General features: G+C 40.6%; 11 protein-coding genes. All 11 read left to right on the plus strand.

Annotated features, from left to right (window positions below; genetic code table 11):
• Nucleotides 1-62 precede the first annotated feature (62 nt).
• On the plus strand, nucleotides 63-1,769 hold the full coding sequence (polX, locus tag CSV74_RS04175) for a DNA polymerase/3'-5' exonuclease PolX (RefSeq protein ID WP_099690684.1): 1,707 nt from the start codon (nucleotides 63-65) through the stop codon (nucleotides 1,767-1,769).
• Between the two features lie 16 nt (nucleotides 1,770-1,785).
• A complete protein-coding gene (locus CSV74_RS04180) occupies nucleotides 1,786-4,143 on the plus strand; it encodes an endonuclease MutS2 (protein ID WP_099690685.1) in 2,358 nt (785 codons plus the stop codon).
• Nucleotides 4,144-4,206: 63 nt separating this feature from the next.
• On the plus strand, nucleotides 4,207-4,620 hold the full coding sequence (locus CSV74_RS04185) for a DUF350 domain-containing protein (protein WP_029052954.1): 414 nt from the start codon (nucleotides 4,207-4,209) through the stop codon (nucleotides 4,618-4,620).
• Nucleotides 4,621-5,055: 435 nt separating this feature from the next.
• Nucleotides 5,056-6,759 carry an AMP-binding protein gene (locus CSV74_RS04190; protein WP_099690686.1) on the plus strand — a complete coding sequence of 568 codons (1,704 nt, stop codon included), beginning with the start codon at nucleotides 5,056-5,058 and terminating at the stop codon, nucleotides 6,757-6,759.
• Nucleotides 6,760-6,848: 89 nt separating this feature from the next.
• A complete protein-coding gene (locus tag CSV74_RS04195; protein ID WP_099690687.1) occupies nucleotides 6,849-7,433 on the plus strand; it encodes a fatty acid metabolism transcriptional regulator FadR in 585 nt (194 codons plus the stop codon).
• Nucleotides 7,434-7,459: 26 nt separating this feature from the next.
• The gene (locus tag CSV74_RS04200; RefSeq protein WP_099690688.1) at nucleotides 7,460-8,233 is read left to right on the plus strand and encodes an enoyl-CoA hydratase; all 774 of its coding nucleotides are present in this window, start codon (nucleotides 7,460-7,462) and stop codon (nucleotides 8,231-8,233) included.
• A gap of 23 nt (nucleotides 8,234-8,256) precedes the next feature.
• Nucleotides 8,257-9,030: an electron transfer flavoprotein subunit beta/FixA family protein gene (locus CSV74_RS04205; RefSeq protein ID WP_029052958.1), complete on the plus strand. Its 774-nt coding sequence runs from the start codon at nucleotides 8,257-8,259 to the stop codon at nucleotides 9,028-9,030.
• A 36-nt stretch (nucleotides 9,031-9,066) separates the two neighbouring features.
• On the plus strand, nucleotides 9,067-10,041 hold the full coding sequence (locus CSV74_RS04210) for an electron transfer flavoprotein subunit alpha/FixB family protein (RefSeq protein ID WP_029052959.1): 975 nt from the start codon (nucleotides 9,067-9,069) through the stop codon (nucleotides 10,039-10,041).
• An 85-nt stretch (nucleotides 10,042-10,126) separates the two neighbouring features.
• On the plus strand, nucleotides 10,127-10,441 hold the full coding sequence (gene trxA, locus CSV74_RS04215; RefSeq protein ID WP_029052960.1) for a thioredoxin: 315 nt from the start codon (nucleotides 10,127-10,129) through the stop codon (nucleotides 10,439-10,441).
• Nucleotides 10,442-10,493: 52 nt separating this feature from the next.
• Entirely contained in the window at nucleotides 10,494-12,299 is a 1,806-nt protein-coding gene (gene uvrC, locus CSV74_RS04220; RefSeq protein ID WP_029052961.1) for an excinuclease ABC subunit UvrC, read from the plus strand.
• Between the two features lie 418 nt (nucleotides 12,300-12,717).
• Complete coding sequence (locus tag CSV74_RS04225; RefSeq protein ID WP_029052962.1) at nucleotides 12,718-13,326, plus strand: succinate dehydrogenase cytochrome b558 subunit; 609 nt, start codon at nucleotides 12,718-12,720, stop codon at nucleotides 13,324-13,326.
• Nucleotides 13,327-13,348: the final 22 nt, after the last annotated feature.

Consider the following 13,348-nt stretch of genomic DNA (forward strand, 5'->3'; position numbering starts at 1 on the left):
TATGAACTAAAAGCTTCCCGAACGCGTGGAAGCTTTTTTAACAGAGTGGGGAGGGTACTGACTTGAATAAAAAGACGATAATCCGTACGTTTGAAAAGATTGCATTATATATGGAGCTACTTGGAGAAAATCATTTTAAGGTAGCTGCATTTAGGAAAGCCGCTTCGACTCTAGAATTGGACACAAGAAGTCTCGCTGAGATGGATGATATTCTGTCATTGAAGGGAATCGGTAAAGGTACCGGTGCGGTTATTATTGATTTAATGGAAAAAGGGACTTCTGATGTATTGACGGAGCTTGAAGAGAAAGTTCCGAAAGGTTTGATCCCTCTTTTGAATATCCCTGGACTCGGCGGAAAGAAAATAGCCAAACTACGTGAAGCGTTAAGTATAGATTCGATTGAATCGCTTCAAGCAGCTTGCGAAAGACAAGAGGTAAGCAAAGTTCCGGGATTCGGTAAAAAGACAGAAGAAAACTTATTGCGTGAAATTGAAATACTTGCAAATCGTTCAGGTAAGACACCGATTTGGCAAGTGACAAAAGTCGTTGACATCGTTGAGGCTGAATTAGAGTTGATCCATGAGATTCAAAAGTATCAAGTAGCAGGGAGTTATCGCAGGCGCGAAGAAGAAAGTTCAGATGTGGACTGGATTCTCGTAACGGACGAACCGCAAATCGTTCGTGAAAAAATCTTGGCTGCGTTACCGATCGAAAAAGTGATTGCAGCGGGCGATGCTAAACTGTCGATTTCACTTGATACAGAAAACCCAATCGATGCAGATTTTCGTTTTGTCACGGAAGACCAATTCGCGACAGCACTTCATCACTTTACTGGCTCTGCTGCGCATAATATACGGATGCGTCAGTTGGCTAAAAATCGTAAACAAAAAATTAGTGAGTACGGTGTAGAAGATGAAACAGGACATGTGCAGACATTTTCTAGTGAAAAGGAGTTCTTTGCCCATTTTGATTTGCCATTCATTCCACCAAGTATTCGTAAAGACGGAACGGAGCTTGATCGAGCAGAAGAAATCTCTAAACTTGTCACACCTGAATTGATTCGTTCTGATTTGCATATGCACACCACTTGGTCAGATGGCGGTCATTCCATAGAGGAGATGGTAGAAGCCTGTCGTGCAAAAGGTTATTCACATTTGGTCATCACTGATCATTCGCATTATTTAAAAGTAGCAAATGGTTTAACACCTGAGCGTTTATTGGAGCAAATAGAAGAAATTCGTGCAGTGAACAAGAAGTATGATGACATTGAAGTATTCTGCGGAACCGAGATGGATATTCTGCCGGATGGGAAATTAGACTTTGAAGATGAGATTCTAGAGCAATTGGACTTTGTCATTGCGTCCATTCACTCTAGTTTCAATCAACCACAAGAACAAATAATGGAGCGTTTGCATGCCGCGTGTAAAAATCCGCACGTACACATGATTGCCCACCCGACAGGCCGTATTATTGGTCAACGTGAAGGGTATAATCCGGATATCGAGCAGCTCATCAAATGGGCAAGTGAATACGGTAAAATATTGGAAGTGAACGCAAGCCCATATCGTTTGGATTTGCGTACAGAACACGTAATTCAAGCAATAGAAGCTGGTGTCAATATTGCAATTAATACAGATGCGCATGCGATAGAACAACTTGATATTATGCCGATTGGCGTAGAATACGCACAAAAAGCTTGGCTAGCTGCTGAACAGGTAGTCAACACGTGGAGCCTTGAAACATTTATTGAGAAAGTGATCCGTAGATGAAAGGAAGTGTAAGACATTGGAAAAGCGTGTCTTAAAAACACTTGAATTTGATAAAATCATTCAACAAGTATCGGCACAATGTACGTCCATTGCGGGCCGAGCACATATAGAGCGGTTAGTACCTTCAAAAAGTCTTGAAGATGTCAATCGGTTACTTGAGGAAACAGACGAAGGATTGGCACTTTTACGAATCCGCGGGAATGTACCGATGGGTGGAATCCACGATATTAGATCCCACGCTAAACGAGCGCAAATTGGCGGCATGTTAAGCGCAATGGAACTAGTGGAAATTGCCGATACCATCCGTGCTAGCAGAATTCTTCGTCAGTTTTTAGAAGCGGTTACGGCTGAAGGCGAGATTACTATTCCTCATTTAATGGCACGTAAGGAAGCGATGCCGATCCTAACAGCAATTGAACATGAAGTCAATGCAGCAATCGATGATAATGGTCGAGTAATGGACAGTGCTTCATCCGCGTTACGTTCGATTCGCCAAAGTTTACGTATCCAAGAAAGTCGTGTGCGTGAACGTCTTGAAAGTTATACGAGAGGGAAAAACGCATCGAAAATGTTGTCTGACGCAATCGTCACAATGCGAAATGATCGTTATTGTATTCCCGTTAAAGCAGAATATCGCTCTCACTATGGCGGTGTAATTCACGATATGTCATCATCTGGCCAAACGCTGTTTATTGAGCCAGATGCAGTCGTGCAGGCGAATAACGAGATTCGTGAACTGAAAGTTAAAGAGCAGGAAGAAATTGAAAAGATTTTGCTTGCCTTATCTGCCAGTGTTCAGGAAATCGCCCATGAACTATTCACCTTAGTGCAGTTATTGGCAGAAGTTGATGTCATTTTAGCAAAAGCTAAATACGGTACTGCGAATAAATGTACGAAACCAGCTGTGAATGCAAATGGTTATATGCGCCTTGCTAAAGCGCGTCATCCACTTCTACCGATTAATGAAGCGGTAGCAAATACGATTGAATTTGGCGACGATATTACAACAATTGTTATCACGGGTCCAAATACAGGCGGTAAGACTGTTACGCTAAAAACAGTTGGTCTTTGTACTTTGATGGCACAATCAGGTTTGCCAATTCCGGTACTCGATGGCTCTGAAATTGCGGTCTTTGATTCAATTTATGCAGATATCGGCGATGAGCAATCGATCGAACAGAGCTTGAGTACATTTTCATCTCATATGGTCAACATTGTTAATATATTGAAGAAGTTCGATGAACGTTCTCTATTATTATTCGATGAATTAGGTTCCGGGACAGATCCTCAAGAAGGTGCTGCGCTTGCTATATCCATTTTGGATGAAGTGCACGGTACTGGCGCACGTGTGATGGCAACTACTCACTACCCGGAACTAAAAGCATATGGTTTTAACCGACCTGGTATAGCCAATGCAAGTGTTGAATTCGATATTGATACATTGAGTCCTACCTATCGTTTGTTGATCGGAGTGCCAGGACGAAGTAATGCATTTGAAATATCACAACGTTTAGGTTTGCAAAGTCACATAATAGACCGTGCAAAGGGTTTCACCGGAGAAAATCGAGGGGAAGTAGATTCCATGATTGCTTCTCTTGAAACGAGCCGTGTACAATCTGAAAAAGATGCAGAGCGTACTCATGATGTACTTCTCGAAACAGAGAAACTAAAAAAAGAATTACACGATAAATTACAGGAATTTGAAGAGCAAAAAGACCGTTTAACGGAAGCAGCCAAAGAGAAAGCGAAAAAAATCGTGGATCAAGCCAAAACAGAATCCGAAGCGGTTATTTCAGACTTGCGTGCTCTACGAATGAATGCGGGAGCCAGCGTTAAGGAGCATGAGTTAATCGATGCCCGAAAACGTTTGGAAGGCGCTGCACCTGAAGAGAAGAAAAAGAAAACCATTAAAGCTCAAGCAGGACCTCGTCCATTACAACAAGGGGACGAAGTGAAAGTACTCGCATACGGACAAAAAGGAACTCTTGTCGAAAAAGTATCAGACAAAGAATGGATCGTTCAAATTGGTATTTTGAAGATGAAATTACCTGAATCCGAATTGCAATATACAAAGCCTGAAAAAGAAAAGAAACATGTCACAGTTTCAGCAGTAAGAGGGCGTTCCGAACATGTTAAAATGGAGCTCGATTTACGTGGTGAACGATATGAAGATGCTCTTGCCCGAACGGAGAAGTACATTGATGATGCGTTATTATCCAACTACCATCAAGTGAACATTATTCACGGTAAAGGAACGGGAGCACTTCGACAAGGTGTTCAACAATATTTGAAAAAACATTCACGCGTGAAATCCTATCGCTTTGGTGAAGCAGGCGAAGGCGGAAGTGGCGTTACCGTAGTAGAATTAAAATAAATGAAACCTTTCAACTGCTTGGACCGTATGACAAGCAAGAGAACATAAAGAAGGTGTAGCGTGATGAATCATACGGGATTTTGGAGTCATCCATTAGTTGAAACGGCCGGGTATTTCAGTGTCGTTACACTGTGCTTGATCGTATCAATGGTGCTATTTGAAATCGTAACAAAATATAAAAACTGGGAAGAGATCCGCAAAGGGAATTTGTCAGTGGCGATGGCGACAGGCGGAAAAATATTTGGTGTCGCTAATATTTTCCGCTATTCTATCGAGCAGCATAATAGCCTGCCACAAATGATGGGCTGGGGCTTATTCGGTTTCGTGCTTCTCGTTTTTGCCTATTTGCTGTTCGAGTTCTTGACGCCGAAGTTTAAGGTGGATGAAGAGATTCAAGCGGACAATCGCTCCGTCGGCTTCATCTCGCTCTGCATTTCGGTAGGTCTGTCATTCGTCATCGGCGCCAGTATTTCATAGGAGACCGCATATTATGGAAAGATTAATTAAGATACTATTAGTAGTCTGTGTACTCTTCGTCCTCGTCGGAGTATACTGGCTCTTTAACAACACACCTTGACCTCGGTCTTGGTGTTTTTTAATATTTGAAATGGTGGAGAGCAATTGTAAACAGAAAATAGGTAAGTAGTAAGTGAGAGAGAATGGAAGTTTCAGCTGGCGGATGCTTACCCATCTCTCGCTTCCCCTCTGATGCGGAAATCCCCACCTATATCCCATGTTCAGCCTTTCTATTTCTAAAAATGAATAAAAGTAATTACTCTCACATAAACTAAGAGGTACGTATGCAAGGGAATAAAGCGCTTTCATATTTATCTTGTAAACTAATTAGTTTATCGATATACTAATGAATAAGGAATGTTCTAACAATTACATTAACGTAAAGGAGTTGTAAAGATGACAAATAAACCTTGGCTTGCTGCATATCCAAAAGAAATTCCGACTTCTTTAGAATACGAAAATATTCCATTGCAAGACTATCTTACAAGGTCTAGCAAAAAATATTCAAATAACACAGCCATTCATTTTATGGGGAAAGACATCACGTTCAAAGAATTTCACGAGTCTGCTCTAAAATTTGCTAGCTACTTGCAAAAATTAGGAGTCGTAAAAGGTGATCGTGTAGCCATCATGCTTCCGAACTGTCCGCAAAGCGCCATCGCATACTTTGGAATTCTCTATGCAGGTGCAATAGTAGTCCAGACTAATCCATTGTATACAGAGCGCGAATTGCACTATCAACTTTCTGATTCGGGTGCAAAAGCGATTATTTCGCTTGATATCTTGTTCCCTCGGGTCACGAAAGCAATGAATGGGACTGCGCTTGAAAATATTATCATTACGGGAATTAAAGATTATCTTCCATTCCCCAAAAACCTAGTCTATCCTTTCATTCAGAAGAAAGAACATAAGTTGGCTGTAAAAGTGGAACACCGTGGCATTCATCATGTATATACTGAAATAATGAAATCAACAAAACCCGATCCGATCCATATAGCTTATGAGAAAGGTGATATTGCATTATTGCAGTATACTGGAGGAACGACAGGACCGCCAAAAGGCGTAGAACTGACGCATTCCAATTTAATCAGCAATACTGAAATGTGTAGTGCGTGGTTATACCAAACGACGGATGGCGAAGAAACAATCATGGGAATTCTACCTTTCTTCCATGTCTATGGAATGACAACGGTCTTAGTATTCGCCGTAATGAAAGGTCATAAAATGGTGTTGATACCTAAATTTGATTTCAAGACTGCATTGAAAGATATTGATAAACAAAAACCTACTCTATTCCCAGGTGCACCCACAATCTATATTGGCCTGTTAAATCATCCTGATTTGGAGAAATACGATCTGTCTTCTATTAAAGCTTGTATCAGTGGATCTGCCGCATTACCCATTGAAGTGAAAGAAAAATTTGAAGCGGTAACCGGTGGGAAACTTGTAGAAGGGTATGGCTTAACAGAGACATCTCCAGTTGCTATGGCAAACTTTGTGTGGGATGGACTAGAAAAGCGTGGCTCTATCGGTGTTCCGTGGCCTGATACGGATGGATGTGTGCTTGGACCAGGCTCATCAGAACCGTTACCAGTAGGAGAAATTGGGGAGATTGCGATAAAAGGTCCTCAAGTCATGACAGGTTATTGGAATAGACCTGACGACACAAAGGAATCATTCCGCAATGGATGGTTTTTGACAGGAGATCTAGGGTATATGGATGAGGACGGATACTTCTATGTAGTCGATCGTAAAAAAGATATGATTATCGCAAGTGGATTCAATGTCTATCCACGTGAGATTGAAGAAGTCCTGTATGAACATCCAGCAATTCTAGAATGTATCGTGGCGGGTGTACCAGATCCATATCGTGGTGAAACAGTTAAAGCGTATATTGTTTTAAAAGAAGGATATTCCATAACGGAAAAAGAATTAGATACGTATTGCAGAAAGCAACTTGCTGCATTTAAAGTGCCGAAGCATTATGATTTCCGTGAAGATTTACCTAAAACAGCAGTAGGTAAAATTTTGCGTAGAACATTAGTAGAGGAAGAGCGAAAGAAATTAACGGAAGTTCAAAATTCATTAAAAAGTTCGTAACAAAATGCTTGACTATAACCTAAAAGAATATTAACATGAAAATATGAATGAATCATCATTCATATTTTCTTTTTGGTGGTGAAACATTAATGAAGCGAACAAAACCTAAATATAAACAAATTGTAGATGCTGCAGTAATTGTTATTGCGGAGAATGGGTACCACCAAGCGCAAGTCTCGAAAATTGCTAAGGAAGCTGGAGTTGCGGATGGAACGATTTATTTATACTTTAAAAATAAAGAAGACATCCTCATATCTGTATTCAGAGAAAAAATGGAAATATTCGTAGAGAACATTAAAGAAATACTAAAAAAAGATCTTCCTATAGCAGAAAAATTGCAATTGGTTGTAGAAAATCATTTTACCGTACTACAAGAAGATCCTCACTTAGCGATCGTCACACAATTGGAGCTCAGACAGTCAAATAAAGATCTGCGATTCCAAATCAATAATGTGTTAAAAGAATATATGGTTTTGTTGGATACTTTGCTCGAAGAAGGGGTAGAGAAAGGAGAGTTGTCTCCTAATCTTGACCTTAGACTAGCAAGGCAGATGTTATTTGGCACGATGGACGAGACCATTACCTCTTGGGTGATGAACGAACAGAAGTTTAATTTAATTAGATTAGCACCTAAAGTTAGTAACATGCTATTGCATGGCTACAAACTACAGTAAGTATTGCATTAAAGGAGAGATAGTAGATGACATTGATTAACTTAGAGAAAGACGGACATGTCGCATTAGCGAAAATTGACCATCCACCGGCGAACGCACTGTCTTCGAAATTGATTGAAGAAGTAGATCAGCTGTTAACTAGCGTAGAGCACGACGACGATGTTCGCGTTGTGGTTCTATACGGTGAAGGTCGATTCTTCTCAGCGGGTGCCGACATTAAAGAATTCACAACAGTTGACACAGGGGCAGCGTTCTCGAAGCTTTCTAGTAAAGGACAAGAAGTTTTCGAGCGTTTAGAGAATTTCCCTAAACCTGTAATCGCTTCCATTCATGGAGCAGCACTTGGCGGTGGTTTAGAGCTTGCCATGGCTTGCCACATCCGTTTGGTTACGAAGAGTGCGAAACTAGGCTTGCCTGAATTGCAACTAGGTCTCATTCCTGGATTTGCAGGTACGCAACGTTTACCGCGCCTAGTTGGTGTAGCGAAGGCAGCAGAAATAATGTTAACTAGCGATCCAATCTCAGGTGAAGACGCAGTACAGTGGGGACTTGCAAATCATGCATATTCAGACGAAGAACTTTCAGCTGGAACTTTGAAACTAGCGAAGAAGATTTCTCAAAAGAGCCCGATTGCAGTGAAGCATGCTTTGCGTATGCTTTCGTACTCAAAAGATCAGTCATTCTATGAAGGTGTAGAAGAAGAAGCGAAATCATTTGGAGAAGTTTTCGTCTCTGAAGATGCAAAAGAAGGTATTCAAGCATTTATTGAAAAACGTCAACCTACATTTAACGGGAAGTAATTATCGAATAGGAGGTTCTATTAATGAACATTTATGCATTAGTAAAAAGAACATTTGATACGGAAGAAAAAATTTCAATTTCAAACGGTGCCATTGCTGAAGATGGCGCAGAATTCATCATCAACCCATACGATGAGTACGCAGTAGAAGAAGCTATTAAACTACGTGACGAACACGGTGGGGAAGTAACTGTATTATCAATCGGAGACGAAGATTCCGAGAAACAATTACGTACAGCATTGGCGATGGGTGCAGATAAAGCAGTCCTGATCAATATTGAAGATGACATAGATGATATCGACGAATATACTTCTGCAAAAGTCATTGCAGATTACCTAAAGGATAAAAATGCTGATCTGATTCTAGCTGGTAACGTAGCAATTGATGGTGGCTCAGGTCAAGTAGGACCACGTGTAGCAGAATTGCTAGGCATTAACTATGTCACGACAATTACTGAATTAACGATAGACGGAACGAACGCAACCGTTGTACGAGACGTAGAGGGGGATTCGGAAACTATTGAAACTTCCCTGCCACTTCTTGTCACAGCACAACAAGGTCTGAACGAACCACGTTATCCTTCTTTGCCTGGGATCATGAAAGCCAAGAAGAAACCTCTTGAAGACCTAGAGTTCGATGATCTAGACCTAGACGAAGATGACGTAGAAGCAAAGACGGAAACAAAGGAAGTCTTCTTACCACCTGCAAAAGCAGCAGGGCGCGTACTTGAAGGAGAGCCAGCAGATCAAGCGGCTGAACTTATAAAATTATTGCGTAACGAAGCGAAAGTAATTTAATTCATATAGAGAACTGTACTTAGGAGGGACTACATTATGTCAAAGAAAATGTTAGTTTTAGGTGAAGCACGTGATGGAGAACTACGTAACGTATCATTTGAAACAATTGCAGCAGCAAAGAATATTTCAGGCGGCGGAGAAGTTGTTGCAGTTCTAATAGGGGATCAAGTTCAGTCACTTGGCGAAGAAATGATTCATTATGGGGCGGATCGTGTAGTAACGGTTGAGCACCCACACTTGAAGCATTACACACCAGACGGCTTTGGGCAAGCGTTCCTAGCAGTCTACGGTGACGAATCTCCCGACGGTGTCGTATTTGGACACACAGCTATGGGGAAAGACTTATCACCCAAAATTGCAAGTAAGCTTGGTACTGGATTAATTTCAGATGTGACAAAGATTGAAGGAGAAGGCGACGATGCAGAATTCATCCGTCCCATCTACTCTGGTAAAGCATTTGAAAAAGTGGAAATTAAAGAAGGTTTACAATTTATCACAATCCGTCCGAACAATATTGAGCCGTTAGCACATGATGCCAGCCGCTCAGGTGACGTAACAGCGAAAACTGTAGAAATTGCGAATCTTCGTTCTGTTATCAAAGACGTAGTACGTAAATCAACAGAAGGCGTAGATTTGTCTGAAGCAAAAGTAATCGTAGCGGGTGGCCGTGGAGTCAAAGGACCTGAAGGGTTTAAACCTTTAAAAGAATTGGCTGATCTTCTAGGCGGTGCAGTCGGTGCTTCACGTGGAGCATGTGACGCAGACTACTGTGACTATTCACTACAGATTGGACAAACGGGTAAAGTTGTTACGCCCGACTTATATATCGCAGCTGGAATTTCTGGAGCGATCCAGCACGTAGCAGGTATGTCCAACTCGAAAGTCATTGTGGCAATCAACAAAGATCCCGAAGCGAACATCTTTAAAATTGCAGATTACGGTATCGTAGGTGACATCTTCGAGATCATTCCGATCATGATTGAAGAAATTCAAAAGATCAAAGTCAGCTAATTAATTGATACAGGCATTTTTTTAGCTCCTTCTTTACCTCCATGATACAATACGAATATAGTTAAAGACTAAGGAGGAAATAAGAATGGCAATTATTAATGCGACTGATTCAAACTTTGCTGAAAACGTAAAAGAAGGCGTAGTACTAGTGGACTTTTGGGCACCTTGGTGTGGACCATGTAAAATGATCGCTCCAGTCCTTGAAGAACTTTCAGGTGAACTTGAAGGTAAAGCGAACATCGTAAAAGTAAACGTGGATGATAACCAAGCAACTGCTAGCCAGTTCGGTATCATGTCGATCCCTACATTACTTCTCTTTAAAGATGGAGAAGTAGCTGAAAAGGTAGTAGGTTTCCAACCAAAAGAAGCACTTGCACAACTAGTAGAAAAACATGCGTAAATAGAAGAGACCGGGCCGCAAGAGCAGCCCGGTCTTTTAGTAGGTGAAAATAATGAATGAAATCATTGAACATAAACTTTCAATTCTCCCCGAATTGCCGGGTTGCTATTTAATGAAGGATCGTCAAGGTACTGTCATTTATGTCGGGAAAGCAAAAGTGTTAAAAAACCGTGTTCGTAGCTATTTTACGGGTTCCCATGATGGCAAAACACAGCGATTGGTCGGAGAAATAGAAGACTTTGAATATATAGTGACCAATTCTGAAATTGAAGCATTGATTTTAGAATTAAACATGATTAAGAAATACGATCCGAAATACAATATTATGCTTAAAGATGACAAAACATATCCTTACTTGAAAATTACCAATGAACGTCATCCAAAGTTGATCATTACACGCAAAGTCAATAAAAAATCTGGTAAATACTTCGGACCGTACCCTAATGCTACGGCCGCACATGAAACGAAAAAGTTACTGGATCGCTTATATCCATACCGTAAATGTCAAAGTATCCCTACGCGGGCGTGTTTGTACTATCATATCGGTCAATGTCTGGCGCCTTGTATTAAAGAAGTGCCTGCCGAAGCATATACCGAAATGATTGCAGACATTACGCGATTCCTAAATGGCGGTTATAAGGAAGTAAAAAAGGAACTTCAACAAAAAATGAACGAAGCAGCGGAAGAATTAGATTTTGAACGAGCGAAAGAATATCGTGATCAAATTACCAATATTGAAACCGTTATGGAAAAGCAGAATATGAATGCGAATGATTTTACAGATCGTGATATTTTTGGCTATGCAGTTGACAAAGGCTGGATGTGCGTGCAAGTGTTTTTTGTCAGACAAGGTAAAATGATAGAGCGGGATGTATCCATTTTCCCAGCTTATCAGGATCCTGAAGAAGAATTACTAACGTATCTGGGCCGTTTCTATGGAGAAGCTCACCATTTATTGCCAAAAGAAGTACTTCTTCCAGAAACCGTTGATTTTGCGTTAGCAGATCAATTGCTCGATACGAATGTGTTACTACCACAACGTGGAAAGAAAAAAGATCTTGTTAAACTGGCTGCTAAAAATGCGTCCATTGCATTGAACGCTAAATTCCAAATAATTGAGCGCCAAGAAGAACGTACTATTGGTGCATGTGAAGAACTTGGGGAAGCTATGAATATCAGTACGCCTCTTCGCATTGAAGCGTTTGATAACTCCCATACACATGGCGTGGAACCGGTATCCGCGATGATATCCTTTGTAGATGGAAGACCTAATCGCAAAGATTACCGGAAGTATAAAACTAAAACGGCAGCAGCACATGATGACTATGGTGCAATGCGTGAAGTCGTTAGAAGACGTTATACACGTGTATTAAAAGATCAATTGCCTTTACCTGATTTAATTGTTATTGATGGTGGAAAAGGACAGATGGAGATTGCTCGGGAAGTGTTAGAGGATGAACTAGGCCTCTCGATTCCGATAGCTGGGTTGGCAAAAGATGATAAACATAATACAGCACAGTTGCTGTACGGTCATCCGCCAGAAATTGTCCCGTTAAAGAAAACTAGTGAAGCATTTTATTTATTGCAACGTGTTCAAGATGAAGTCCATCGATTTGCTATTACGTTCCATAGACAGCGGCGGGGAGCATCTTCACTAACTTCTTCACTGGATGGAATTGAAGGTGTTGGACCGAAACGTAAACAGCAATTACTGAAACACTTTAAAACCGTGAAAGCCATTCGCGAAGCAACACCTGAACAATTAAAAGAAGCGGGGATGCCAAAGAAAGTAGCTGATGAGTTACTTGCACATTTCCAACAACCTGAAACATCCGAAAAGCCCCTTGCTGAGCAATAAAGTCGAGGGGCTTTCATTGACATATAATGCTTTTTCACCATATTACTGGCAGGCGCTTAATTTCCAATACATTTTATTAGAATAAATAGTTAATTAACTGAGAAGCGTAAATTTCATGAATAAATGAGTTGAGTAATGTAGAAATAAGAAATGAAAATTTCTCAAACCCTAATTTCTACGGGCTTCAAACTATGTCAAGCATTGTCGGATCATAGGAAAAGCAAAGTGTTATTCGACGTTTTTAGAAAAATCATAATCTACTATAAAAAGTACACAGCGTCTTGACCTGTCCAATACAGAGGAGTACAATATACATGTTATCATATTGTACCATGAAGAGAGATACTGGTGAATGCGAACTAGATAAAGAAACCGCATCACGACAGTATAATCTCAGAAATAAGGGAGGGTAAAAGACTTGTCGAAAGAAACAGATTTTTTCTTACGCCGTCTACATTCGTTGCTTGGTGTAATTCCAGTTGGACTATTTGTTGCCCAACACTTAGTAATTAACCATTTTGCAACACGCGGTGAGGAAGCATTCAACACAGCATCTAATTTTATGGGGAACTTGCCGTTTGTATCTTTCTTGGAATGGTTTATTATCTACATTCCACTCATGTTCCACGCGTTTTACGGAGTGTACATAGCGTTTTCAGCGAAATACAACGTGGGCCATTACAGTACTTTCCGTAACTGGATGTTCACGCTCCAACGTTTCACTGGGGTATTCCTTGTCATCTTCATTGCTTGGCACGTATACGAAACTCGTATTCAAAAAGCACTTGGAGCTGAAGTAGACTTCAACATGATGGCCGATATCTTATCGAATCCACTTATGCTTGTATTCTATATCCTAGGTATTCTATCTGCTACATTCCACTTAGCAAATGGACTATGGTCTTTCTGTGTTACATGGGGAATTGCACAATCACCACAATCACAAAAAATCGTATCTTATATCACAATCGTTGTATTCCTAGTACTTTCTATAATTGGAATTCAGGCACTTCTAGCTTTTGTGTAAATAACAACTAACTAATGAAATT

This window comes from Sporosarcina sp. P19, from assembly GCF_002743165.1.
GTDB classification, from domain to species: Bacteria; Bacillota; Bacilli; order Bacillales_A; family Planococcaceae; genus Sporosarcina; species Sporosarcina ureae.

Coding starts and splice junctions, on each gene's coding strand:
- CSV74_RS04205 (WP_029052958.1), top strand. CDS start 8,257: ATGAACATTTATGCATTAGTAAAAAGAACATTTGATACGGAAGAAAAA.
- CSV74_RS04190 (WP_099690686.1), top strand. CDS start 5,056: ATGACAAATAAACCTTGGCTTGCTGCATATCCAAAAGAAATTCCGACT.
- uvrC (WP_029052961.1), top strand. CDS start 10,494: ATGAATGAAATCATTGAACATAAACTTTCAATTCTCCCCGAATTGCCG.
- CSV74_RS04195 (WP_099690687.1), top strand. CDS start 6,849: ATGAAGCGAACAAAACCTAAATATAAACAAATTGTAGATGCTGCAGTA.
- CSV74_RS04210 (WP_029052959.1), top strand. CDS start 9,067: ATGTCAAAGAAAATGTTAGTTTTAGGTGAAGCACGTGATGGAGAACTA.
- CSV74_RS04200 (WP_099690688.1), top strand. CDS start 7,460: ATGACATTGATTAACTTAGAGAAAGACGGACATGTCGCATTAGCGAAA.
- CSV74_RS04185 (WP_029052954.1), top strand. CDS start 4,207: ATGAATCATACGGGATTTTGGAGTCATCCATTAGTTGAAACGGCCGGG.
- trxA (WP_029052960.1), top strand. CDS start 10,127: ATGGCAATTATTAATGCGACTGATTCAAACTTTGCTGAAAACGTAAAA.